At 65.0% G+C, this 23504-nt stretch carries 19 protein-coding genes, 2 tRNA genes and 1 pseudogene; 5 read left to right on the top strand and 17 right to left on the bottom strand.

Annotated elements, in window-relative coordinates; all coding sequences use genetic code 11:
- Window positions 1-1299, top strand: a 1299-nt coding sequence (locus CBW66_RS03145; RefSeq protein WP_086153607.1) for a CoA-acylating methylmalonate-semialdehyde dehydrogenase, incomplete at its 5' end; no start/stop codon positions are given.
- A 30-nt stretch (window positions 1300-1329) separates the two neighbouring features.
- Here CBW66_RS03145 and CBW66_RS03140 read toward each other — a convergent pair.
- The 13 genes and pseudogenes from CBW66_RS03140 to CBW66_RS03085 all read right to left on the bottom strand — a co-directional run bounded on the left by CBW66_RS03140 (window position 1330) and on the right by CBW66_RS03085 (window position 16282).
- Window positions 1330-2904, bottom strand: coding sequence for a histidine-type phosphatase (locus tag CBW66_RS03140; protein ID WP_086137001.1), 1575 nt, complete (start codon window positions 2902-2904; stop codon window positions 1330-1332).
- A 92-nt stretch (window positions 2905-2996) separates the two neighbouring features.
- Entirely contained in the window at window positions 2997-4619 is a 1623-nt protein-coding gene (locus CBW66_RS03135; protein ID WP_086137000.1) for a histidine-type phosphatase, read from the bottom strand.
- A gap of 79 nt (window positions 4620-4698) precedes the next feature.
- Complete coding sequence (locus CBW66_RS03130) at window positions 4699-6099, bottom strand: alkaline phosphatase family protein (RefSeq protein ID WP_070220788.1); 1401 nt, start codon at window positions 6097-6099, stop codon at window positions 4699-4701.
- 240 nt (window positions 6100-6339) lie between these two features.
- Window positions 6340-7359, bottom strand: coding sequence for a LacI family DNA-binding transcriptional regulator (locus CBW66_RS03125; protein WP_086136999.1), 1020 nt, complete (start codon window positions 7357-7359; stop codon window positions 6340-6342).
- Between the two features lie 149 nt (window positions 7360-7508).
- Window positions 7509-9989: a TonB-dependent receptor gene (locus tag CBW66_RS03120; RefSeq protein WP_086136998.1), complete on the bottom strand. Its 2481-nt coding sequence runs from the start codon at window positions 9987-9989 to the stop codon at window positions 7509-7511.
- A gap of 83 nt (window positions 9990-10072) precedes the next feature.
- The gene (locus CBW66_RS03115) at window positions 10073-11071 is read right to left on the bottom strand and encodes a FecR domain-containing protein (RefSeq protein ID WP_086136997.1); all 999 of its coding nucleotides are present in this window, start codon (window positions 11069-11071) and stop codon (window positions 10073-10075) included.
- Window positions 11068-11595, bottom strand: a complete 528-nt coding sequence (locus CBW66_RS03110) for a sigma-70 family RNA polymerase sigma factor (RefSeq protein ID WP_086136996.1) — start codon at window positions 11593-11595, stop codon at window positions 11068-11070. Before CBW66_RS03110 ends, CBW66_RS03115 begins: the two co-directional genes overlap by 4 nt.
- Window positions 11596-11776: 181 nt before the next feature.
- A tRNA-Met gene (locus CBW66_RS03105) sits at window positions 11777-11853 on the bottom strand.
- 58 nt (window positions 11854-11911) lie between these two features.
- Window positions 11912-11988, bottom strand: a tRNA-Met gene (locus tag CBW66_RS03100).
- 91 nt (window positions 11989-12079) lie between these two features.
- Window positions 12080-12211 (bottom strand): annotated as a pseudogene (locus CBW66_RS29320) (tRNA (adenosine(37)-N6)-dimethylallyltransferase MiaA); the annotation flags it as partial.
- 5 nt (window positions 12212-12216) lie between these two features.
- Window positions 12217-13164 (bottom strand): tRNA (adenosine(37)-N6)-dimethylallyltransferase MiaA, encoded by a 948-nt coding sequence (miaA, locus tag CBW66_RS03095; RefSeq protein WP_086136995.1) that lies wholly within the window; start codon window positions 13162-13164, stop codon window positions 12217-12219.
- A 122-nt stretch (window positions 13165-13286) separates the two neighbouring features.
- Window positions 13287-15200: a DNA mismatch repair endonuclease MutL gene (gene mutL / locus CBW66_RS03090; RefSeq protein WP_086136994.1), complete on the bottom strand. Its 1914-nt coding sequence runs from the start codon at window positions 15198-15200 to the stop codon at window positions 13287-13289.
- A gap of 143 nt (window positions 15201-15343) precedes the next feature.
- Entirely contained in the window at window positions 15344-16282 is a 939-nt protein-coding gene (locus CBW66_RS03085) for a peptidylprolyl isomerase (RefSeq protein WP_086136993.1), read from the bottom strand.
- 248 nt (window positions 16283-16530) lie between these two features.
- Here CBW66_RS03085 and CBW66_RS03080 point away from each other — a divergent pair, with 248 nt between their 5' ends.
- Both CBW66_RS03080 and CBW66_RS03075 read left to right on the top strand, forming a co-directional pair.
- Window positions 16531-17181 carry a VTT domain-containing protein gene (locus CBW66_RS03080; RefSeq protein WP_086136992.1) on the top strand — a complete coding sequence of 217 codons (651 nt, stop codon included), beginning with the start codon at window positions 16531-16533 and terminating at the stop codon, window positions 17179-17181.
- A gap of 208 nt (window positions 17182-17389) precedes the next feature.
- A complete protein-coding gene (locus CBW66_RS03075) occupies window positions 17390-18370 on the top strand; it encodes a carbonic anhydrase (RefSeq protein WP_230492038.1) in 981 nt (326 codons plus the stop codon).
- A 98-nt stretch (window positions 18371-18468) separates the two neighbouring features.
- Here CBW66_RS03075 and CBW66_RS03070 read toward each other — a convergent pair whose 3' ends face one another.
- The 3 genes from CBW66_RS03070 to tsaE are packed head-to-tail and all read right to left on the bottom strand — an operon-like array spanning window position 18469 to window position 21172.
- Window positions 18469-19305, bottom strand: a complete 837-nt coding sequence (locus tag CBW66_RS03070; protein ID WP_086138518.1) for a D-hexose-6-phosphate mutarotase — start codon at window positions 19303-19305, stop codon at window positions 18469-18471.
- A 14-nt stretch (window positions 19306-19319) separates the two neighbouring features.
- Window positions 19320-20720: an N-acetylmuramoyl-L-alanine amidase gene (locus CBW66_RS03065; protein WP_086138517.1), complete on the bottom strand. Its 1401-nt coding sequence runs from the start codon at window positions 20718-20720 to the stop codon at window positions 19320-19322.
- The gene (tsaE, locus tag CBW66_RS03060) at window positions 20684-21172 is read right to left on the bottom strand and encodes a tRNA (adenosine(37)-N6)-threonylcarbamoyltransferase complex ATPase subunit type 1 TsaE (protein WP_086138516.1); all 489 of its coding nucleotides are present in this window, start codon (window positions 21170-21172) and stop codon (window positions 20684-20686) included. The genes CBW66_RS03065 and tsaE overlap by 37 nt, the downstream gene beginning before the upstream one ends.
- Window positions 21173-21250: 78 nt before the next feature.
- Between tsaE and queG the strand changes: the two genes are divergently transcribed.
- On the top strand, window positions 21251-22342 hold the full coding sequence (queG, locus tag CBW66_RS03055; RefSeq protein ID WP_086138515.1) for a tRNA epoxyqueuosine(34) reductase QueG: 1092 nt from the start codon (window positions 21251-21253) through the stop codon (window positions 22340-22342).
- Window positions 22343-22349: 7 nt separating this feature from the next.
- Here the strand turns inward: queG and CBW66_RS03050 are convergent, their stop codons facing one another.
- Window positions 22350-22727, bottom strand: coding sequence for a DUF3052 family protein (locus CBW66_RS03050; RefSeq protein ID WP_086138514.1), 378 nt, complete (start codon window positions 22725-22727; stop codon window positions 22350-22352).
- Between the two features lie 113 nt (window positions 22728-22840).
- Between CBW66_RS03050 and CBW66_RS03045 the strand changes: the two genes are divergently transcribed.
- Window positions 22841-23491: a PadR family transcriptional regulator gene (locus CBW66_RS03045; protein ID WP_086138513.1), complete on the top strand. Its 651-nt coding sequence runs from the start codon at window positions 22841-22843 to the stop codon at window positions 23489-23491.
- The last annotated feature ends 13 nt before the right edge of the window (window positions 23492-23504 follow it).

Raw genomic sequence — 23504 nt, 5'->3', positions numbered from 1 at the left:
GCCCGCGTCATGTTCAAATTCAAGGAGTTGCTGGAGCAAAACGCCGACAGGCTGGCCGAGCTGATCACGCGTGAACACGGCAAAGTGTTTACGGATGCGAAAGGGGAAGTGACGCGCGGCATCGAAGTGGTGGAGTTTGCCTGCGGCATTCCGCAGATGATGAAGGGCGAGTATTCGGAACAGGTGGCCGGCGGCATCGATGCCTGGTCGATCCGCCAGGCGCTCGGGGTGTGCGTCGGCATCACGCCGTTCAACTTTCCCGTGATGGTGCCGATGTGGATGTTCCCGATGGCGATTGCCTGCGGCAATACGTTCGTGCTGAAACCGTCGGAGCGCGACCCGTCGGCCAGCCTGCTGCTGGCCCAATTGTTGACGGACGCGGGCTTGCCCGACGGCGTCTTCAACGTGGTGCAGGGCGACAAGGAAGCCGTCGACGGCTTGCTGCACCACCCGGACGTGCGCGCCGTCAGCTTTGTCGGTTCCACGCCGATTGCCGAATACATCTATGCGACGGGCTGCGCGCAGGGCAAGCGCGTGCAGGCCTTGGGTGGCGCGAAAAACCACATGGTCGTCATGCCCGACGCCGACATTCCCCAGACGGTCGACGCGCTGATGGGCGCCGCCTTCGGTTCGGCCGGCGAGCGCTGCATGGCCATTTCCGTCGTCGTGGCGGTCGGCAATGTGGCGGATCAATTGGTGGACGCCTTGGTGCCGCGCATCGCGGCGTTAAAGATCACGCAGGGCATGGATTTACAAGCGGAAATGGGCCCCGTGGTGACGCAGGTGCACAAGGACAAGATCGCCGGTTACATTGCCACGGGGGTCATGGAAGGCGCCAAGCTCATCTGCGACGGGCGCGGCTTCGTGCTGCCCTGCCATGAGCGCGGTTTTTTCCTCGGCGGCAGCCTGTTCGATCACGTCACGCCGGAGATGACGATCTACAAGGAAGAAATCTTCGGCCCCGTCCTCTGTATCGTGCGCGTGCCTGATTTCACGGCGGCGCTGGACCTGGTCAACGCGCATGAATACGGCAACGGCACGGCCATCTACACGCGCGACGGCAACACGGCGCGCGAATACACGCACCGGGTGCAGGTCGGCATGGTGGGCGTCAACGTGCCGATTCCCGTGCCGATGGCTTTCCATAGTTTCGGCGGCTGGAAGCGCAGCCTGTTCGGCGACCACCATGCGCATGGCCCCGAAGCCGTGCGCTTCTACACGAAACAAAAGGCCGTCACCCAACGCTGGCCCGCTTCGACGGCGGCCGGGGCCGAGTTTGCCATGCCGACCCTGAAGTAAAGCGCGCTGGCGGCGCGCTGCATCAGCGCGTCAGCGCGCCGCCACGTGTCCGTAGCAGGTCTTCAGTTTCGCATAGTCGTAAAAGACGCTGCCCGGCGCGATCCGGGCGCCGTCGCAAGCGGCCTGGAAGTCCGTTTCCTTTTCGTTGTACAGCAGGCGCACGATGAGCTGCCCTGCGTCGTTGCGGTACACATCCCACTGCATATTGGCCGCCAGCGGCGAGATGCTCTGGCCGCGCCATGGATTGTTTTCATAACTGTAGCTGAGCGATGCCGGCAAGGGGGCCAGCGCCTGCTGCAAGCCCATGGCCGACGCGAGCGGAATGATCATCTCGGCGTGCGTGAAGCGCAGTTTGGCCGCGTGGCGCACATCGCCCCTGGCCAGCGCATCGACCTCATTGAAAAAATCGTCGCGCAAGGCCAGCGCAAAGCGCCAGGTCACGCCGCGGCTTTCTGTGGTGGACGGTCCCTTCTGGTAAAAATCCTCATGGTCGGCGACATGGGCGTAGTAGCGCGCGTCCTCTGCGGGCATGTAGCGGCTGAAATCGGCCGGCACTTCATGCCGCATGCCGGCGGCGATCGCATACAACTCATACAGTTTTGTCGCGGCCGCATTCAGGCTGCGGATGACGGTCTTGCCGCTGCCCGTCATGGTGCGCGTGAGCTTGCCGTCGGCGCTGGTGAAGGTGTAGCTGCCCGTGTCCGCATAGCTGGCGCGGCCGCCTTCAAACTGCTCGAGGAAGGCCGGAGAAAACAGCCGTTCGAGCACGTGCCGCGCATGCGCGGTCGCCGCAGGCAGCCTGGCGGGGGCGTCCATCAGTGCGTGCAGCTGCTTGGTGCTTTCATAGTACTGGTAGGCCTGGCTGGCGGCATAGGTGGCGTAATACGGATTGGCCGGATCGGTGACGCGGTCCGTCTGCGGCGCCAGCTTGTGCGCGTACAGCAGGAAGCGGTTGACGCCATCGGGCAGTGCTACAGGTGCGCGTCCCTGCGGATACGGCGCCGGCGCGGGCGGCAGGTATACCAAGGGCGCCAGCGCGGGCGCGTGCTCGAGCAGCGACTGCGTGAAAAAGCGTGCGCTGTCTCGCGCGCGGTCCACGCCCGAATGGATGGTGACGAGCTGGCGCGGCGCCGTCGCGGCGTCTTGCCCCACCTGTGCGAACAGGGCGGGCAGGCGCGCCAGCATGCGCACGGCCAGCTGCCGGTGCTCGTCGATACCCGTCTGCGACAGATTGCCGTAGCCCGGTTGTTCGATACCGGCCACGCCATAACCGAGCAAGGCATTCGCCTTCATCAACGCCAGGATGTCGGGACCCAGCTCGCGGCCCAACGGCGTGAGCGCATCCTGCGCCGCCGCCTGCTGCCACATCGCGTACAGGGCCGCGTCGTTCTTCATGCCCGTCAATCCGCGCGAACCGTGGCGCGCCACCAATTGCGTGTAGATGGGCAGGAAGCCGGCCGGTGGCGCGGCATATGTGGCCGGGTCCTGCTGCGGCGCATACGGCGTCTTGGTCTGGTAGTGGCCTTCGACGGCCAGCGCGGGACCGGCGCCTATGGCGAGGGCCAGGGCCAGCGGGATGCTGGCCAGGGAAAGCGATGGAGGCATGGGATTCCGTGACGTGATGATCCAGGCGCCAGCCTAGCATCAAACGTCAATCAAGCGGGCACGGCTGGAGCCGGCCCGCCCACGCTTCCCGCCTACTGCGCCACGTGGCCGTAGCAGGACTTCAGCTTTGCATACACGTAGAAATGGCTGCCGGCCGCAAAGCGCGCGCCATCGCAGGCGGCCTGGAAGTCGGTTTCCTTTTCGTTGTACAGCAGCTTGACCAGCACATTGCCGCTGGCGTCGCGATACACGTCCCACTGCATGTTGGCCGCCATCGGTGCCACGTACAGGCCGCGCCAGCTGCTGTTGTCATAGCTGTAGGTCTGCGCCGCCGGCAGCGCGCCGACGACGGTCTTCAGGCCCATGGCCGTGGCCAGCGGGATGATGGCTTCCGCATGCGTGAAACGCAGCTTGGCGCCGTGCGACAGGTCGCCGCGCGCGATGGCGTCCACTTCCGTGAAAAAGTCTTCGCGCAGCGCGCGCACGTAGTTCCAGGTGACGCCGGCGCTTTCCGTGGTGCCGGGACCCTTGTTGTAAAAATCCTGGTAATCCTGCACGAAGGCCTGGTACTTGGCCGCGTCCGACGGCATGTACTGCACGAAGTCGGCTTTGACCTCGTTCGTCATGCCGGCCATGATGGCGTACAGGTTGTACAGCACGGAAGCTGCGTCGGCCAGGCCCTTGATGGTGGTCTCGCCGTCGCCAGTGACAGTGTTGGTGAACTTGCCGTCGTCGCTGGTGAAGCTGTAAGTGCCCGTATTGGCGAAGCTGTAGGTGCCGTTGTCGATCTTGTCGACAAACGCCTTGGTGAACAGTCGTTCCAGCACTTCACGCCCCAGGGCGCGCGCCGTGGCGTCAGTATCAATGGCCGTGTATTTAGCCAGGAAGTCGGGGCTTTTCAGGTAGTTCTGGTAGGCCTGGCTGTCCTGGTAGGTCTGGTAGTAGCCATCGAGGGCATCGGTGACCAGGTCCGTCTTCGGCACCAGCTTGTGTGCATACAGCAGGAAGCGGTTGGTGCCATTTGGCTGCGCCACGGGCTTGCCGGCCGGGTAGCCGGCGGGCGCGGGCGGCAGGGTGATCAGCGGCGCGACGTTTGGTGCCGTGGCGGCCAGCGACTGCGCAAAATATGCGGCGCTGTCCTTGGCGCGGTCCACGCCGGAACTGACGGTGACGATCTGGCGCGGCGCGCTGGCGGCGCTCGCGCCCAGTTGCGTGAACAGGGCGGGCAGGCGCGCCAGCATGCGCACGGCCAGCTGCTTGTGCTCATTGATGCCCGTCTGCGACAGGTTGCCGTAGCCGGGCGCCGTGATGCCGTCCACGCCATAGCCGAGCAGCGCGTTGGCCTTCATCAGTTTCAGGATGTCGGCGCCCAGCTTTTGCCCCAGCGGCGTGAGCGCATCGTCGGCGGCGGCTCTTTGCCAGACATTGTAGAAGGCGGCATCGTACTTCATGCTCGACAGGCCGCGTGAACCGTGGCGCGCCACCAGTTCGGTGAACACGGGCGCGTAGCCGGCCGGCGCGGCTTCATACGTGGCCGCCTCCTGCTGCGGCGTGTACGGCGTCTTGGTCTGGTAGTAGGTGGCGGGCGGCGGCGTCACAGGGGGCGTCACCGGCGGCGTGACAGGGGGCGTTACCGGCGGCGTTGTCTCGCCGCCGCCACAGGCGGCCAGGGAGAGCATCAGGATGGACAGGGGAAGATGGCGTGCGTGCAGCATGGCGTTTCCTTTGGATGTGAGTTGCCCGGGCGCGCCGCGCAGGACGGCGCACCCAGGGTAGACAGGCAGGAGGGGGGTGTTACAGCTTGAGGGCCTTGGCCAGGCTGTTGGCGCGCGCATCGCGCTCGCTCAATGGCGCCAAGCCATGGCGTTCCTCGATGAACTTGAGGATCGACACGGTTTCATATTCGGTATGGTCGATATGGCCGCCTTCGCTGAACGGCGAGATGACGAGGGCGGGAATGCGCGTGGCCGGGCCGAAGCGATCGCCTTTGGGCGGTGCCACGTGGTCCCAGAAACCGCCGTTTTCATCGGTGGTGACGATGATGACGGTATCCTTCCATTGCGGGCCTTCCATGATGGCGTTGATGATGGCGACGCCCTCGTCGTCGCCTGCCGCCACGCTCGATTTGTCCATCCCCGGATGCATGTTCTTCTTGCCCATGGGCTTGTAGAACGAGACGGGCGGCAGCTTGCCCGCCTGGACGTCGGCGATCATGTCGGAGCGGTCCTTCAGGTGCGTGGCGCGCTGCTGCGGGCTGTCGATGAAGCGCTTGAAGTAGGTGAACGGCTGGTGGTGATACGAGAAGTCGTCGGCCTTCTTGCCCGACTTGGTCGAGGCGACGGCGATGTCGTAGCCGTCCGCATAATAGACCCACGAGATACCCTTGTCCGTCAGGCGGTCGCCGATGGTGGGCATGGTTTGCGGCGGCAGGAAGGTCTGTTTCTTGGTCGGATCGAACAGCAGCGGGCCCTGCATGGTGTTGACGGCGTAGCCGTCCTGCGTCACTTCGGCTTCCTCGCCCTTCTTGTGGCCCGTGCCGCGTTCATCCTGGGCGACGATGGACTTGGGCGCGTTCGGGAACACGGGTGTGCAGGCGCAGGTCAGCCACATGTGGTTGAGGAAGGAGCCGCCGTAGGCGGACTGGAAGAAGCGGTCGGCCAGGGTGTAGCGCTGCGCCAAGGCCCACAGTTTGAGCTTGCTGCCGTCGAAATAGCCCATGGGCAGGGCGCCCGTATTGCCCTCGACGACGAAGCGGTCGTTCTTGCCGTCGTTGATCTGGCGCTTGTGCGTCCAGAACGCGTGCACGGGACTGGCCGTCTTGTCGCCCAGCGACACGCTCGGCTCCATATGGAAGGGCGCGTTGGCGATGTCGCCCTTGAAGCGCTGGTCCAGGCCGCCCTTGTCGAGCGCCACGGCAGGCAGCATGGCATACGGCTTGCCGTCGGGGCCGGTCTGCGTGGTGGTGTCCGGCGAGCGGCCATTGGCGATGCCGTCGGCGCCGGGAAAGGTGCCGAACAGGTGGTCGAAGCTGCGGTTTTCCATGTACACGACGACGATCTGGCCGATCTTCGCCAGCTTCGGATCGGCGGCGGCACTGGCAGCCGTATTGTGCTGCATGCCGGCGGGGGTGGTGCAGGCCGCCAGGCCGATGGCCCCGGCGCCGAACAGGGCGATTCTTAGAACGTGGTTCAACATAACGGTCTCCTTGATACGCCTCCGTGGACGGGGCGCTTTTTTTAGTGGTGTGGCCAGAACAGGCATTTTGAAGAAATTGCACACGTGTGCAGTACACGTGTGCAAACAGTAACCCGGATTTTTTTTGATGTCAACAAGTACAGGCGGAGGATGAAAAAGTGTGGAAAACGGGGAACGGCGGGCGATGCGGGGCGGTGGCGGCGGGCAGACAGCGTTGCGCCATCTGCCGTATTGAATCGCTTAGCGCGTCGTGCCGCGCCGCACCAGGGTGACGGGGACTTCCTTCAGGCGGCCCGGCATGGCAAATTTTTCCATGCGCTCGACCAGGCTCTTGACGGCGCGGCGCGCCAGTTCGCCCGCATCCTGGCGGATGGTGGTCAGCCGGTAGGCATCGAGCGATGCCATGGGAATGTCGTCGAAGCCGATGACCTGCAATTGTGCCGGCACGTCGATGCCGTACTTGCTGCGGGCCGCGTCGATGAAGCCGCAGGCGATCAGGTCGGTGGCGCAAAAGACGCCGTCGGGCAGCTTGCCCGAGGCGAGCAGGGCGTCGGCCGCTTCCTGGCCCGCCTGGTAGCCGATGGCGTCGGCCAGGTATTCGCCGGCCGTGCAGCGCTTCTTCGCCACGGCCGGCGCCAGATGGTCGAGGAAGGCCTTGCCGCGCGCGATGCCGCTGAAACTGCTGGCGCGCGTGTTGACGAAAGCCAGCCGTTTGGCGCCGCTGTCGAGCAGGGTGCTGGCCGCGAGTTCGCCGCCATGGCGGTTGTCGCTGTTGACCACGTCCACGCCTTTCAGGTCGCGCGCACGGTTGATCATGGCCACCGGTACTTGCCGCTGCAGGTATTCCGTCGCCACGGCGGACGGCGGCGAGCCGGACGTCATGATGACGCCGGAAATCTTGTAGCTGAGGAGGATGCGCAGCAATTCGCTGAGGCGCTCGGGATCTTCCGCATTCATCAGCAGCGGCACCAGCGCATGTTCGCTCAGGCTGCGCGTGACTTCGCCCAGCAGGGCCACGCGGAACGGGTCCGTGAAGCCCGTGATGACGACGCCCACCAGATTGCTCTGGCCCTGGTTCATGCTGCGCGCCAGGATGTTGACCTGGTAGCCCAGCGACTGCGCCGCTTCCATCACGCGGGCCCGCGTTTCGGGCGCCACGCTGGCGCCGGGCGTGAACGTGCGCGAGACGGCGGAGCGCGAGACGCCGGCCCGTTTGGCGACGTCGACCGAAGTGACCCAGGACTTGTCTTTTTGTTCCATTGACGGTGTAGATGATTGAGAGGCTGATGCACGATGCGGTGCGGCGCAACGCCGCGCCATCATCTTAGCCGAAAATCCCGGCCGCGGCGCGAACTGAATGCCAGTCCCGCGCCTTGGCCATCGTGCCGGTGCTCAGCTTCTCAATCGCCTTACCACTTCGGCGTGTACTTCAGGGTGAACTGCACGTTGCGCGGGTCGCCATAATAGTTGTTCGACCCGGTGGTGTTGTAGGAAGGGATGATGTAGCGCTTGTCGAACAGATTGTTGACGTTGACCGACAGGGCCACTTGCGGCGTGGCTTGCCAGCCCAGGCGCGCACTCCAGATCGAGAAGCCGGCCACCTTGAAGGTGCGCTCGGTATCGAGCGTATGGCTTTGCAGGCTGGCGCCGGCGCCCACGCTGAACTTGTCCCATGCACCGGGCAGGGTATAGCTGGACCAAAGGCGCAGCATGTGCTTTGGCGTCCAGGTGGAAAAGACCTGGCCCTTGTTGTCCGGATCGTCGAGGTAGGTCGTCGTCGTGTAGGCGTAGCCGGCCGACAGCTGCAGGCCGCGCGCCACTTCGCCCGATGCTTCCGCTTCCAGGCCCTGGCTGCGCACCTTGCCCGAGGCGCGCGAGCAGTACCAGCCGTCGCAGGCGAAGCCGGCAGCGTAGTCGGTGACGGCGCGGTCCTTGTGCTCATAGCGGAACACGGCCAGCGCGGTGTTGACCTTGCCGTCCAGCAGTTCCCCCTTGATGCCGGCCTCGTAGTTGCTGCCCGTGATAGGCTTGAGGGTCCGGCCCGCCACGTCGTGGTTCGTCTGCGGCGTGAAGATGTCCGCATAGCTGCCATACAGCGACCATTGCGGGTTCAACGCATACAGCAGGCCCACCGATGGCGTGAATTTGGCCGTGGTGCGGGTGGCGTCGCGGTAGCCGTCCGGCGTGGCATACAGGAAGTCGTACCAGCTGAAGCGTCCGCCCAGCAGGGCTTTCAGATTGCCCGTCAACTGGCCATTCCAGGTGGCGTACAGGCCTTTCTGGCGCATGTCGTAGGTGCTGTAGCTGGTCACGCCCGCCGGGCGCGCGGCGATGGTGTCGAAATCCTGCCACGGCCGATTGTGCTTGATGTTGAAGATGTCGGCGCCCGTCTCCCACGCGCGCGCATAGCGGTCGTTCGACGTCATGCTGACATAGCTGGCGCCGACGACGATTTCCTGCGCGATGCCCATGCCGTCGAATTTGCCGCGTGCGAAGGCGTCGATGCCGCGCTTGCGGTTGTCGAAATCGGTGGAAAAATCGCCATAGCGCGCGCCGCTGCCATCGGGCTTGATGGCGAACGCCGTGCGCTGGTGCGTGGAGCTGGTGCTTTCATTCATCCCCAGCGCCGAAGCCTTCAGGCTCCATTGCGTGTTGAAATGGTGTTCCAGGTCCAGATAGACGGTGCTCTGTTCCACCAGGCTGCGGTTCCAGTCGGCGCCCGTGAAGGTGGAGCGCGGCAGCGGCAGTTCGCTGCCATCCGCGTAGCGGGGCAGGCCGATGAAGGTGGGGCGGCCGTGGGCCTTGACATGGCTGGCGGCCAGGCCCACGGTGGTGGCTGGCGCCAGGTCGTAGTCGAGCGCCGCGTACAGGGTGCGGTTCTTGCTCCACACCTGGTCGATGAAGGAGTGGCTGTCGTCCTCGTCGACGATGGCGCGCCCGCGCAGCGTGCCTGCCGCATTCAGGGGCGCGCTGATGTCGGCCTGGACGCCGTAGTGGTCCCAGGAGCCGGCGCGCCCTGTCAGCGTGATCGCGCGCGTGGCCAGCGGGCGCTTGCGCACCAGGTTGACGGAGCCGCCGGGGCTGCCCGTGCCGACCAGCATGCCGGAGGCGCCGCGCAGCACTTCCAGGCGGTCGTAGATGACCATGTTTTCCTGGCCCCAGTTCCCCAGCGCATAGGTGTTGCGGTCGATCGGCACGCCATCGTACTGCCATTGATCGATCTGGAAGCCGCGCGCCGTGATCACCACGCCCGGGCCCACGCCATGCACGCCCACCACGCCGGTGACGTTGTTGACGGCTTCACGCAAGTCCGTGATGCCCTGGTCGTCCAGGCGCTGGCGCGTCAGCACGCTGACCGATTGCGGAATCTCCTTCATCGACTGCTCGCCCTTGCCGATGGTGAGCTTGCGCGCCGTGTAGGAGCCGCTGCCTTCCGTCGTGGCGCCTTGTTCGGACTGGCCGACGATGGTAATCGACGGCATCGTGCGTTCGCCAGCAGAGGCGGATGCCGCGGCGGCCGTGGGCGCGGGCGCCGGCGCGGCCACCAGCACGTAGCCGGTGGACGTCTTGCCGATGGCATAGCCGCTGCCGCGCAGCAGCGCGGCAAAGCCGTCATCGAGGGCGTAGCTGCCCTGCAGGCCTGGGCTCTGCAAGCCCTGCACCCTGGCGGCATCGATGACGATGGACACGCCCGCCTGCTGCGCATAGCGGTTCAGGGCACCGGCCAGCGGGCCGGCGGGGATGCTGTAGCTGGCGGTGGCCGGATGGGCCTGGGCGAGGGCCTGGACGTGCATGCCGGCGCCGGCCAGCAGCAGGGCGGCCAGGGCCAGCGGGCGCAAACGCGTGCGCAGGGTATGCGGGGAGGAAGCGGCAACGACTTGAACGTACATGGTGACAGCCTTTTTTGATTGATCTCAGCTGCCTTGACGCGCGAGATGCGCAAAGTGGAACTGCGAATGCCAATTATTTTTATTTATTTTTTTGCGGGGCCGCTGGCGGGCGCGTCGACCATCACCAGGTAGCGCGTCAGCATGCGGATGCGCAGCTGCGGGAAATTGTCGATCAATAGCTGCAGCGCCTTGTCCGTATCGTCCAGCGGCAGCACGGCCGCCACGCGGATGTGCGCGATCTGCGCGCGGTCGTAGCGCAGCTGGCCGGGGCGGTGGCGCGCCAGTTCGTCGAGCACCTCGGCCAGCGGCTGGTCATCGACCACCAACTGGTGCGCGCGCCAGGCATCCTGCAGGCTGGCCGCATCGATGTTTGTCAGTGGCCCGACGCCGTCGCTTGTGATGCGTGCGCGCTGGCCCGCCTGTACCACGACGGCCGGATGCCGCGGCACTTGCGCCGACACTGTTGACTCCAGCATGTTCAGGATGGTGGCGCCGTCTTCCCTGCGCACGCTAAAACGCGTGCCCAGCGCGCGGATCGCCGCCTGGCCGCTGTCGACGATGAAGGGGCGCTGCGCATCCTTGGCCACGTCGACGAGGATGTCGCCACGCAGCAGTTCCACATGCCGTTCGCCCCTATTGAAATGCACGTTGACGGCGCCGCCGCCGGCCAGGGTGATCTGGCTGCCATCGGCCAGGGTGTGCGTCGACCATTGTCCCGTGGGGCTGCGCAGGTCGGCCAGCAGGTAGGCGGGGCGCTCGCCGGCGAGCATGGCGCTGCCCAGCACCAGCACGGCCACGGCGCTGGCGGCGGCCAGCTGGCGCAAGCGTCGTGGCCGTGGCCTGATGGCCTTCAGGGCGGCGCGCGCGGGACGATGGTCGCCGCCGGCCGGTTCGCGCACGGCGTGCAATTGCCCCAGCAGGTTTTCCATGCCGGCGGCTGCGTTCGCGTGCAGCGGGTCGGCCGCCTTCCATGCGGCGTAGCCGGCCTGCGCGGAGTCGCGCTCGGCCGGGTCGTCCGCGCTCAGGCGCACGATCCAGCGCGCGGCCTGTTCGGCGGCCGCGTCGGTGCGCGCGCCGCTCATGCCGCCATGCCCGGGCAGGCGTGGCGGCAGGCCAGCAAGGCTTGTACCAGGTATTTCTGCACCATGCGCGTGGAGACATTCAGCTGCGCGGCGACGGCGGCCTGCGGCAGCTCTTCCAGGTAATGCAGCAGAAAAGCCTCGCGCGCCCGGGCGCTCACCCCGGCCAGCGCCGAGGCGATCTGTTCGAGCGCCTGCACGGCCATCAGGACCTCGTCCGGCGACGGCGCGCCGGGCAGGCTGTCGGCCAGCAGGGCCAGTTCCGCCAGGTAGCTGCGTTCGAGCACTTGCCGGCGCGCGCGGTCGAGCAGCAAGCGTTTCGCCGTGGTGGACAGATAGGCGCGCGGTTCGCGCATGCCGAACAGCGCGTCGCGCGAGCTGATGATGCGCACGAAAGTGTCTTGCGCCACATCGGCCGCGCCATGCGGGCAGCTGAGTTTTTTGCGCAGCCAGCCGAGCAGCCAGCCGTGATGCTCGCTGTAGAGCGACTGCACTTGCTGTTGCAGGCTGGGCTGAATGGCGGACATGGGCGGCGAACAATATAAATGAGAATTATTCTCATTGTAAGCGCCAGCGGCGGATTGCCACAATCCCCGATTGCATGTGGATGGGGCTGATGTTGCGCGCAGGCCGCATGCACGGCGGCTGGACATGAAAAAACCCGCCGCTGCGCAAGGCAGGGGCGGGTTCATCAATGCTGCAAATTCTTGGTGGTGATAGGTGGACTTGAACCACCGACCCCAGCATTATGAATGCTGTGCTCTAACCAACTGAGCTATATCACCAAACAGACCGGTCAGACCGGATGCTGGTTTGACCAGGATAAACCTGATCGATGTTCTTTGGTGGTGATAGGTGGACTTGAACCACCGACCCCAGCATTATGAATGCTGTGCTCTAACCAACTGAGCTATATCACCCAACAGCCGAGCATTATCCAGTCTTCCGATTTCCTTGTCAATGCCGGCCAAGAAAAATCTGTGGATTTTTCGCGATGGCGGGCCGTTGTGATTATTTCAGCAACGCTTGAATCTGCGCCAGCATCTGCGCTGCCGGATCGCTGCCCAGGCAATCGATGACGCTGCGTTCCGGCATCGAGCGCAGCCAAAGTCGAGCCTAGCGCTTGGCCAGTTGTTCCGTGGCGTTGCTTATTTCAGCAGAGGACCGATCTGCGCCAGCATGGCGCTGGCCGGATCAGCGCCCAGGCAATCGATGACGCTGCGTTCCGGCATCGAGCGTAGCCAGGTCAGCTGCCGTTTGGCCAGCTGGCGCGTGGCGATGATGCCCGTCTCGCGCAAGGCGGCGCGGTCGATGCGGCCATCGAGGTATTCCCAGGCCTGGCGGTAGCCCACGCAGCGCATCGAGGGCAGGCCAGGATGCAGGTCGCCGCGCCGGCGCAATTGCTCCACTTCGTCGAGCAGGGCATCGTTCTTCAGCATGAGGTCGAAGCGCGTGGCGATGCGCGCGTGCAGCACGGCGCGGTCCGACGGCTCCAGCGCGAACGATTGCAGCTGGAACGGCAGCACGGTCTTTTCGCGCCGGGCCAGCAGGGCCGACATGGGCTGGCCGGACAGGGCGATGATTTCCAGCGCGCGGCCGATGCGCTGCGCATCCTGCGGTGCCAGGCGCGCGGCCGTGACGGGGTCTTGCTGCGCCAGGCGCGCATGCATGGCGGGCCAGCCGATGGCGGCCGCGTCTTCTTCCAGCCGGGCGCGCAGCACCGGATCGGCGCCGGGCAAGTCGTCGAGGCCGTCGGCCAGGCCCTTGAAGTACAGCATGGTGCCGCCGACGAGCAGCGGCAGCTTGCCGCGCGCGGAAATCTCCGCCACCAGGCGCAGGGTGTCGTTGCGGAACTGCGCCACGGAATACGCGTCGAGCGGATCGATGATATCGATCAAATGATGCGGTACCTGGGCCAGTTCTTCTTGCGAGGGCTTGGCCGTGCCGATATCCATGCCCCGGTAGACGAGGGCGGAATCGACGGAAATGATCTCGGACGGGATGGCTTGCGAAATGGCCAGCGCGCTGGCTGTCTTGCCGCTGGCCGTGGGACCCATGATGGCGACGGCCAGGGGGAGTTTTTTGATTGTTGTCATATCGATTTTAATATCGTGCAAAAGAGCCTGGCAAAACGTTCAGGGCAAGGCGCACCGCCGAAGACAGTACGGCTAGTACGGCGAGGCGGTGCAACGCCGCCATGGACGTTTTTCAGGCTTTTTTATTGGCCGCGAAGGAACAGCTTGTCCAGCGCATTGATCTCGACCTGCACCCACGTGGGCCGGCCGTGGTTGCACTGGTCGGCGCGTTCCGTGCTCTCCATCTGGCGCAGCAGGGCGTTCATTTCCTGCACCGACAAGATCCGGTTGGCGCGCACGGCCGTATGGCAGGCCAGGGTGCCCAGCAATTCGTTCTGGCGCTCGATCAGCACGCGCGAGCCGCCGTATTCGCGCACGTCGCGCAGCACGTCGCGCGCCAGCGTCTGTGCATCGGCGTTCTTGAGCAAGGTCGGCACGGAGCGCACGGCCAGGGTGGTGGGCGACAGGGCGGCGATGTCGAAGCCCAGCGCTTTTAATGTCTCCTGGTTTTCATTTGCCGTCGACACTTCGATGGCGTCCGCATAAAACGTCACGGGGATCAGCAAGGATTGCACCTGCATGTCCTGGCCGGAGACCTGCGCCTGCAGCGCGTTTTTCAGCTGTTCGTACAGGATGCGCTCGTGCGCCGCGTGCATGTCGACCAGCACCAGGCCCTTGGTGTTCTGCGCCAAAATATAAATGCCGTGCAGCTGGGCCAGGGCAAAGCCCAGCGGATATTCTTCGCGCGCCATCGCTTCGGGCGAAGCGATATACGGCTCGACCTGCGTGATCGGCGAGTTGGCGGCACCTGGGCCGCCGCCGAACAGGGCGCCGTAAGCCGCCGTGTCCTGGGCCACGCCTGGCGCGTCCGCAAAGAAGGGGCGGGCCGCGCCGGGCGAGGCCGGCGCGAAGGTATTCGTAAATTGCGCGCCGAACGAGGTCTGCGTCTGTTCGCGGCGCCAGATGCCGGGGCCACCCAAACCCGCGCCCGCAGTATCTCCGCCGAGGCTGGAGGCGGCGGGCAGCGGTGCCGGCACGCTGCCGAAGGCCGTGGCCGAGGTCTGCGCCAGCGCGCGCTGCACCGCATGGAAGACGAACTGGTGCACGGAACGGCTGTCGCGGAAGCGCACTTCGATCTTCGACGGGTGCACGTTGACGTCGACCAGGGCCGGGTCGAGGTCGAGCGCCAGCACGTATGACGGGAAGCGGTCGCCATGCAGCACGTCCTGATAGGCCATGCGCACGGCGTGCACGAGCAGCTTGTCGCGCACGAAGCGCCCGTTGACGTAAAAGAACTGGCCGTCGGCGCGCGCTTTCGATGCCGTCGGCAAGCCGGCAAAGCCGTGAATGCGCAGGCTGCCAGCCGACTCGTCGAGCGCCAGGCGCGCTTCGGCGAAGTCGTTGCCCAGGATGTGGGCGCTGCGCTTGGCCAGTTCGCTGATATTCCACTGGTCGATGGTGCGGCCGTTGTGCGACAGCGAGAACGACACGTCGGGCCGCGCCAGCGCGATGCGGCGCACGACTTCGGCGCAGTGGCCGTACTCCGTCTGCTCGGATTTCAGGAACTTGCGCCGCGCGGGCGTATTGAAATACAGGTCCTGCACGTCGACCGTGGTGCCGTGCGCGCCCGACGACGGCGAAACGCTGCCATTGTGCGAGCCGACGATTTCCCACGCATGGGCCGCATCCATCGTGCGCGAGGTCACGGTGACGGCGGCCACCGAGGCGATCGAGGCCAGCGCCTCGCCCCGGAAGCCCAGCGTGCCGACGTTTTCCAAGTCGTGCAGCGAGGCGATCTTCGACGTGGCGTGGCGCGCCAGAGCCAGCGGCAACTGGTCTTTATCGATGCCGCGCCCGTTATCGGTGATGGCGATGCGTTTCACGCCCCCTTCTTCCAGCCGCACCGTGATCTGCGTGGCACCCGAGTCGAGGGCGTTTTCCAGCAGTTCCTTGACCACGGCCGATGGCCGCTCGACCACCTCGCCGGCGGCGATTTGCGAAATCAGCTGGTCAGGCAGGGCCTGGATCGGGCGGTGGGGCGTGATGGGAGCGTTCATGCGGTCATTATACCGGGGTCAGACCCGCAACGCCGCCTACGCAAAGCGTAGAGCCAACGTACCTGGGGTCAGACCCTCAACACCGTTAACACAAAATTTGGTGCCAACGTACGCGGGGGGCTGACCCCAGCCTTGGTCCATATTTACTTCGCCACCTCGCGCACCGGTATCGGCGCATTGCACAGGTCGACGTGGCCGGCCGTGACCTTGCTCCACGGGCCGCCGCGATGGCGCTGGGCTTCCAGCACGGCCTGGTAGGCGGCGCTGTCGGTGCGCATCACTTCCAGGTGCGCGCGCTGCTCTGGCGGCACGCTGGCGGCCAGGCGGATGGACTTGATCGGCACGTTTTTCTCGGGGCTGTCGTAAAAGCCCATGGGCGCCGTGCCCCGTGGCAGGGTCGACAGCAATGGCATGCCGGAGACGACCCTGCCGACGACCGTGATGTCGCGGTCCAGGTGGCGCGGCGACTGGCCGATGACGGCGTACAGTTCGGTGCCGCCGCCGCTGTCGCTGGCGCTGTCGCGGCCCACGCCCACGGTGGCATAGCAGTGCGTGAGCCAGGCCGTGCCCGTTTTTGGATCGCGCGCGGACGGAAAACCGTTCGAATGGCCCACCTGCGGCGCATAGCCGTCGACATCCGGCAGGCGCGTGAAGCTCCTGATGTTTTTCAGGGGGACCGTGAATTCGCCGGGCAGGGTGCGCTGGGCGTGCTGAATGGGTTTGGGATTTTTCTCGTTCGGATCGCCCCACTGCGCCACCCAGTTGTCCTGCGCGCGCGTGATGGCCAGGCCGTCGTAATACTGTTCAGCCACCAGGGCCTTGATGTTGGCCACGTGCTTCGGTGCGAAGTCGGGCGCCAGTTCGATCACCACGCGGCCGGCGGGAATGTCCAGGTACAGGGTGTTGTCCGGGTCCAGCGCACGCCAGTCGGACGGCTGCGAGGCTTTGATCACGTCGGCCAAGGTCGCCTTGGCGGGCAGTTCGGCGGGCGCCTTGATCTGGACAGGGGCTGCGTGGGCCGTCAGATGTGCAAGGCCCAGTACGGTGGCCATGGTCAGGCCGCTCAATGGGTGTCGATACATGTTTTCTCCTGGTGGGCGCGGGTTGCGCCGTGCAGAAAGTGTATACCGGAATGGCAATATTTCGTTGTAAAAACATTGCAGATGGCAATCCTGACAGTTGCCTGCCGATATGGCGTTTCCTTAACCTTTACTTAAAATGCCACATCGCCAAGGGCGCTGCCGAATTAATCACGAAATATCGGCCCGGGGACTGCCGTTGCGCTGGCCGGGTGGTGTATGATTCCGCCGCTACCTTTAGGGAAAAATATATGGATTTTGTGCAATTCCTCGACATGATCGTGCATGTCGACAAGACGCTGGGCCTCTTGATCGAGCAGTACGGTACTCTCGTGTATGCGGTGCTGTTTGCCATTATTTTTTGCGAAACAGGCCTCGTGGTGCTGTTTTTCTTCCCTGGGGACACCTTATTGTTTATCGCCGGCGCGTTTTGCGCGACGGGACAGATGCACCTGGGCTTGCTGATTGCCTTGCTGGTGACGGCTGCCGTTACGGGCAACACGCTCAATTACTGGATAGGCGAGGCCATCGGGCAAAGGGTGTTTACCCACGATTACCGCTGGATCAACAAGGATGCCATGCGCCGCACGCATGAATTCTTTGAAAAGCACGGCGGCAAGACCATCATCCTGGCCCGTTTCGTGCCGGTGGTGCGCACCTTCGCCCCCTTCGTGGCGGGCATTTCCGACATGACGCATACGCGCTTCCAGATGTACAACGTGACGGGCGCCCTGTTGTGGGTGGTCGGTCTGGTGACGGCGGGCTACTTCTTCGGTAATATTCCATGGATCCGTGACCACCTGACCTTGATCGTGCTGATCGGTGTCGGCGCCGCCGTCGTGCCGGTGGTACTGGGCGGCTTGTGGAAACTCTACAAGCGCATGGTCGGCAAGTCGGCGTAAGGCCGCATGGATCCGGGGCAGGCGCGCTGCGGCACAGCCCGCAGCCGGCCCCGGATCCCGTTCTTCTCTGCGTTGTTTCTGTTTTACGCCTGCGCTGATTCAAGTTTTGTTGCTTTCGAGCCGTAAACCAGAAGGTATTCTCACTTTCTGGATTTCCATGCGACATTTGAGCGCCCTGTTAGCTTGCAGCCTTGCCGCGATGGCGGCCATGGCAAGCGCCAAAGATGCCCCCGCTGCGGCGAGCGCGGCCGCCTCCGCGCCGATGTCGGCGTCGGCGCGCGCGGCCGCCATGAAAACCCTGACCGAATCGGTGAAGGGCAAGGAGGCCAAGGCGCCTGTCGTCGTCGCGCCCACGGCGCGCGAGAAGGAAGAAGCGGCCGAAGTCGACCTGTCCGAACGCATCGCGGCGCGCCTGGCGGAAATGCGCGCCACGCAGGCGGCCCGCGCCGCCGCCCGCGCCAAGCGCGCCGCCGTGGTGAAGGCCGCGCCGCCGCCACCGCCGCCCGTGCCGCGCGGCACGCACTGGTCGTATGAAGGCGACAGCGGCCCGGCCAACTGGAGCAAGATCAATGTCGACTGGGCCAAGTGCGGCAATGGCAACCGCCAGTCGCCGATCGATATCCGCGATGGCATGAAGGTGGAACTCGAGCAGATCAGCTTTGACTACCACCCTTCGTCGTTCAGCGTGGTCGACAATGGCCACACGGTGCAGGTGGGCGTGAGCGGCGGCAATTACATCACGGTGCAGAACCGCATGTTCGAGCTGCAGCAATTCCATTTCCATCGGCCGTCCGAAGAGCGCATCAATGGCAAGGCATTTGAAATGGTGGTGCACCTGGTGCACCGCGATGCGGAAGGCCGGCTGGCGGTGCTGGCCCTGTTGCTGGAACGGGGCGCCCCGCAAGCGACCATCCAGACCGTGTGGAACAACCTGCCGCTGGAAAAATTCGACACCATGCAACCGACCATCCTGCTCGATCCGGCCGAGATGCTGCCGGCGCGGCGCGACTACTACACGTATATGGGATCGTTGACGTCGCCGCCGTGCAGCGAGGGCGTGCTGTGGCTGGTGATGAAGCAGCCGGTGCAGGCGTCGCCGGCGCAGATGGCGCTGTTCAGCCGTTTGTATCCGCTAAATGCGCGCCCGGTTCAATCCGGTAATGGCCGCATCATCAAGGAATCGAACTAAGAGCGCCTGAAAAAAGCCCATGGCGTTGTTGCCATGCCTCGTCGTACATGCGTACTGCCTTCGGCAAGGCGCCTAGCCCTGGACTTTTTCAGTCACTCTTACATAAATTCGAGATGCTGGCGGCCGACCCATTCGGCGCCAGCGGCGAGCAGGTCGGGCTGGATCAGGGCAGGCTCGATGCAGATGAAGCGCTGGTACTCGTCGTCGGCCAGGTCGGGCAGGGCGGCCGCGTCTTGCGCGCCCGGGTTCCACACGACGGCATCCGTGAAGCCCTGCTGCTCCAGGCGCAGCGTGTGGCCGCCGGATTGCAGGGTCAAGGCGCCCGGCAACTGGTAATAGATGCGGTCCAGCTTGTCCGAAAATTGCAGCTCCTCTTCCGCCTGCAAGGCATCTTGCGGCGTCTCGTCCGAATAGCGCACGCGCTGCAGGCCGCCAACGCGGGCCTCGCTCAATCGATCGATCGCAAAATAGCTGTGCAGGGCGGCCGAGAACGGAAACGCCTGCTCGCCCGTGTTGTGCACGGACAGGTGCAGTTCCAGCGATTGGCTTTGCACGGCCACGCGCAGGCGCAGGGTAAAAGCCCAGGGCCAGCTGGCGGCGATCGCCTCCGGCAGGTCCGTGTGCTGCAGGATGAATTGCGCCCATGCCGCGCCATCGGTGTCGCCCGTCGATTCCAGCTGCCAGGCCGCCACGCGCGCAAAGCCGTGGCGCATGCCCGTGCCGCGCGCGCCGAATTGGGGGAAGATCACGGGCACACCGCCGCGGATGGCGCGGCTGCCGTCGAGGGAGGACTCCCGGCTGCAGAACAGGCGCTCCCGGCCATCGCTGGTCTGCCACGAAACCAGATGGCCGCCGTACAGGGTGACGGTCGCCTGCGCGCCATCGGCCGCGCGGATGGTCACGGCTGGCAGCTGGCCAAAGGTGCTGTTGCTCATGCTAGGCTTTCATGTCAGGTCAAACGGCTTTTCGCCAGCGGCGGATTCTTGGCAAAGTAATTCTTGATGCCCGTGACGATGGCGTCGGCCATCTGGTCCTGGTAGCCATTGTCGGTCAGCTTGGCTTCTTCTTCCGGATTCGAGATGAAGGCCGTTTCGATCAGGATGGACGGGATGTCGGGCGCTTTCAGCACGGCGAAGCCGGCCTGCTCGACGGAGCCCTTGTGCAGGCGGTTGATGCCGCCGATTTCGCGCAGCACGGCCTTGCCCAGCTTCATGCTGTCATTGATCTGCGCCGTCGTCGACAGGTCGAGCAGCACGCTGGCCAGCTGCTTGTCGTGGTTCTTCACGTTCACGCCGCCGATCAGGTCGGCCTGGTTTTCCTTGTTGGCCAGCCAGCGCGCGGCCGTCGACGTGGCGCCTTTTTCGGACAGCACGAAGACGGACGAACCGCGCGCCGTCGGCTGGATGAAGGCGTCGGCGTGGATGGAGACGAACAGGTCGGCCTGCACCTTGCGCGCCTTTTCCACGCGCATGCCCAGCGGGACGAAGAAATCGGCGTCGCGCGTGAGCATGACGCGCATGTTACTCTGCAGTTCCAGCTTGGTCTTGAGGCGCTTGGCGATGGACAGCACCACGTCCTTTTCGCGGCTGCCCTTGGCGCCCATGGCGCCCGGGTCTTCGCCGCCGTGGCCCGGATCGAGCGCGATGGTAATCATGCGCACGACTTTCTGACCCGGCAGGGGGCGCGCTTCGGGGCGCTGTTCCGGACGCAGTTCGGGCACCGGCGGCACGGTGGGCGCCACCGGCGGCGTCACGGCGGCCACGGGCGGCTTGCCGCTCTCGGGCAGCGGCAGCGCGGGCGGCGGCGTATGCGTGCCGGCCATGGGCGGCTTGGCCGGATCGCTCGACCAGTCGCCCTTTTCGATCATCTGCGCGATCAGGTCCGGCTCGCGCACGGGATACAGGTCGAAGATCAAACGGTGGTTGTAGGAGCCGGCGGGCGGCAGGGTGAACAGCTGCGGCGTGACTTCCTCTTTCAGGTCGAACACGAGGCGCACCACGTTGGGCCGGTTCTGGCCCACGCGCACCTGCTTGATGTACGGGTCGTTCGACTGGATCTTTGCCACCAGGCCCTTCAAGGTGGGATTGAGTTCCAGCCCTTCGATGTCGACCACCAGCCGTTCCGGATCCTTGACGATGAAGTGGGTCGCCTTGAGGATGCTGTCGTTTTCCAGGGTGACGCGCGTGTAGTCCTCGGCCGGCCAGACGCGCACGGCGAGAATTTGCGCCGCCATCGCCGACATGGGCGCGAACACGGACAACAGCAGGGTGCCGCCGGCCTTGAGTACCGTGCGCCGGGTGATGGGCGAGGAGATCAAAGGTTCGGGGCGAATTTGAGACGGTGAAGGCATGACAGACCCAATTCAGAAGACGCTTGCAATTCTACATCACGTCCTGTACCCGCAACGTTCAAATAAATATTCAGGTCGGCAGGCGGCAGCACCGGTTCGGCTTTCTCCGGCCATTCAACGATGCAGATATTGCGTCCGTCGAAGTCTTCGCGGAAGCCCGCGTCGAGGAATTCCTCGGCGCTGCCCATGCGGTACAGGTCGAAGTGGATGACGTTGACGCGCTCGCCGTCGAGCCGCACCGTGTACGGTTCGGACAAGGTGTAGGTGGGGCTTTTGACGTGGCCCGCATGGCCGGCCGCGTGCACCAGGGCGCGCGTGAGGGCCGTCTTGCCGGCGCCCAGGTCGCCGTGCAGGTAGATCGCCAGGCCCGGTGCCAGCGCGCGCGCCAGCGCGGCGCCCAGCGCGGCGGTGCCGGCTTCGTCGTGGAGGTGGGCTGTGAAGTGTTCGGTCATTATCTTCCGTATCGCATAAAATGGAGGCTGCTGTCATTGTAACCGCCCGCGCGCCTGCCGTTTTCCGTAAAGTCCCCTATGTCCGCCACCGTCACCGATCTCGCCGTCCTGGCGCGCACCATCAAGGAATGGGGGCGCGAGCTGGGTTTTGCCGAGGTGCGCATCGCCGACGTGGACCTGTCGCACATGGAAGCGCCTTTGCAAGCCTGGCTCGACGCAGGGTATCACGGCGAAATGGATTACATGGCCAGCCACGGCATGAAGCGCGCGCGCCCGGCCGAACTGGTGCCGGGCACGGTGCGCGCCATCAGCGCCCGCATGAACTACCTGCCCCCGGCGCTGGGGCCGGACTGGCGCGAACGCGAGGCGGCGCGCGACGCCGATCCCGCGGCGGCCGTGATCTCCGTGTATGCGCGGGGCCGCGACTATCACAAGGTGATGCGCGCGCGCCTGCAACAGCTGGCCGACCGCATCAAGGGCGAGATCGGCGACTTCGGCTACCGCGTCTTCAGCGATTCGGCGCCCGTGATGGAAGTCGAGCTGGCGCAAAAAGGCGGCTTGGGCTGGCGCGGCAAGCACACCTTGCTGATCAACCGCCAGGGCGGCTCTTTCTTTTTCCTCGGCGAGATCCTCATCGACGTGCCGCTGCCCGTCGACCCGCCGGAGATTGCGCGCTGCGGCCAGTGCTCGGCGTGCATCACGGTGTGCCCGACGCAAGCCATCCTTGGGCCGTACCAGCTCGACGCACGGCGCTGTATCTCCTACCTGACGATTGAGCTGAAAGGCGCCATTCCCGTCGAGATGCGCCCCCTGATCGGCAACAAGGTGTACGGCTGCGACGATTGCCAGACCGTCTGCCCGTGGAACAAGTTCGCCCAGCGCGCCGTCGTGCCCGATTTCGACGAGCGCCACAGCCTGGGCAGCGCCGGCATGGTGGAATTGTTCGCCTGGACGGAAGAGGAATTCAACCGCCGCATGGAAGGCAGCGCGATCCGCCGCATCGGCCACGAACGCTGGCTGCGCAACCTGGCCGTCGGCATGGGCAACGCTGCCGCCCAGGCCCGGGGCCAGGCCGACCTCGTCGCGGCCCTGCTGTCGCGCCGCGCGCATCCATCGGCCATCGTGCGCGAGCACGTCGAATGGGCGCTGGCGCTGCACGGCATCGATTAGCGCCGGTTTACGCCTGCTTCAGGCGCAGCGCCGACCAGTCGCTGTCGATGGCCACCATCGCCACGCTGTCGAGTCCAACGGCTTGCGCAAAGGCGCGGATATCGTCGCGGTGGATATCGCTGCCCACCTTCACGCCGCCCTTGCGGTAGGCCACCCAGACCGCGCCGCCGGGCGCCAGGCGCGCCTGCGCCAGCGGCAGATACTGCGCCAGTTCCGCGCGGCTGCGCGCGAACAGCAGCAGCCAGTCGGCGTGCTCTGCTTCACTGACGCACCGTTCCGCCGGCAACTGCGCCAGCAATTCGCCGTGTTCGCCGCCGTCATTGAGCACGGCCAGGGCCTTGGCATTTTTCACATACATTTTTTCAGCAATGGTTTTTTCAGGCATGGCAGGGGCGTGTCGATAGTGAAAAGACGAGCATAGCAAATTTCTCCTTGACTTATCGATATATCGTTATAAAATGACGATACCTACTAACGATATATCTTTAATGAGGCAACATGAGAAACTCACACCACGCAGAACACGGCCATTGCGGCCACCATCACCATCATCACGGTGAACATCGCCACGAACACAACCCTGATTACTTCATGCATGGCCGCGGCCCGCGCGGCTTCGACGAGCGCGGCGATGGCATGGGCGGCATGGGCGGTGGTCCTGGCGGACGAGGCGGGCGCGGCGAACGGGCCGAGCGCGTCTTCGGCCGTGGCGACCTGCCGCTGATCGTGCTGGCGCTGATCGAAATCAGCCCCCGCCACGGCTATGAAATCATCAAGGCCATCGAAGAGCGTTGCGGCGGCGCCTACGCCCCCAGCCCGGGCGCCGTGTATCCGACCTTGACCTTGCTGGAAGAGCAGGACCACGTGACGTCTTCCGAAAGCGCCAGCGGCAAGAAGCTCTACACGATCACGGACCTGGGCCGCGCGTATCTGGGCGAAAACCGCGCCCAGGTGGACGGCATCCTGGCCCGCCTCGACATGTTTGCCCGCGTCCAGGCGCGCAAGGCCTTGCCCGAGCGCGTGCACCAGGCCATGCACACGCTCAAGCATGCGCTGTTGCTGAACAAGACCAACTGGAGCGAAGCGGAAGCCGAGCGCGTCTCCGCCGTGCTGGAACAGGCGGCGAACGCCATCGTCGACGGCCACTGAGCCCACTTTACAA

The sequence above is a fragment of the Janthinobacterium sp. GW456P genome (genome assembly GCF_002127655.1).
GTDB lineage: Bacteria > Pseudomonadota > Gammaproteobacteria > Burkholderiales > Burkholderiaceae_D > Janthinobacterium.
The sequence above is the reverse complement of the archived record's forward strand: the minus strand, read 5'-3'. Positions and strand labels throughout refer to the sequence as shown.

Coding starts and splice junctions, on each gene's coding strand:
- CBW66_RS03070 (WP_086138518.1), bottom strand. CDS start 19,305: ATGAGCAACAGCACCTTTGGCCAGCTGCCAGCCGTGACCATCCGCGCG.
- CBW66_RS03115 (WP_086136997.1), bottom strand. CDS start 11,071: ATGAGCGGCGCGCGCACCGACGCGGCCGCCGAACAGGCCGCGCGCTGG.
- CBW66_RS03140 (WP_086137001.1), bottom strand. CDS start 2,904: ATGCCTCCATCGCTTTCCCTGGCCAGCATCCCGCTGGCCCTGGCCCTC.
- CBW66_RS03080 (WP_086136992.1), top strand. CDS start 16,531: ATGGATTTTGTGCAATTCCTCGACATGATCGTGCATGTCGACAAGACG.
- mutL (WP_086136994.1), bottom strand. CDS start 15,200: ATGAACGCTCCCATCACGCCCCACCGCCCGATCCAGGCCCTGCCTGAC.
- CBW66_RS03045 (WP_086138513.1), top strand. CDS start 22,841: ATGAGAAACTCACACCACGCAGAACACGGCCATTGCGGCCACCATCAC.
- CBW66_RS03110 (WP_086136996.1), bottom strand. CDS start 11,595: ATGTCCGCCATTCAGCCCAGCCTGCAACAGCAAGTGCAGTCGCTCTAC.
- CBW66_RS03050 (WP_086138514.1), bottom strand. CDS start 22,727: ATGCCTGAAAAAACCATTGCTGAAAAAATGTATGTGAAAAATGCCAAG.
- CBW66_RS03085 (WP_086136993.1), bottom strand. CDS start 16,282: ATGTATCGACACCCATTGAGCGGCCTGACCATGGCCACCGTACTGGGC.
- queG (WP_086138515.1), top strand. CDS start 21,251: ATGTCCGCCACCGTCACCGATCTCGCCGTCCTGGCGCGCACCATCAAG.
- CBW66_RS03130 (WP_070220788.1), bottom strand. CDS start 6,099: ATGTTGAACCACGTTCTAAGAATCGCCCTGTTCGGCGCCGGGGCCATC.
- tsaE (WP_086138516.1), bottom strand. CDS start 21,172: ATGACCGAACACTTCACAGCCCACCTCCACGACGAAGCCGGCACCGCC.
- miaA (WP_086136995.1), bottom strand. CDS start 13,164: ATGACAACAATCAAAAAACTCCCCCTGGCCGTCGCCATCATGGGTCCC.
- CBW66_RS03120 (WP_086136998.1), bottom strand. CDS start 9,989: ATGTACGTTCAAGTCGTTGCCGCTTCCTCCCCGCATACCCTGCGCACG.
- CBW66_RS03135 (WP_086137000.1), bottom strand. CDS start 4,619: ATGCTGCACGCACGCCATCTTCCCCTGTCCATCCTGATGCTCTCCCTG.
- CBW66_RS03075 (WP_230492038.1), top strand. CDS start 17,390: ATGGCAAGCGCCAAAGATGCCCCCGCTGCGGCGAGCGCGGCCGCCTCC.
- CBW66_RS03065 (WP_086138517.1), bottom strand. CDS start 20,720: ATGCCTTCACCGTCTCAAATTCGCCCCGAACCTTTGATCTCCTCGCCC.
- CBW66_RS03125 (WP_086136999.1), bottom strand. CDS start 7,359: ATGGAACAAAAAGACAAGTCCTGGGTCACTTCGGTCGACGTCGCCAAA.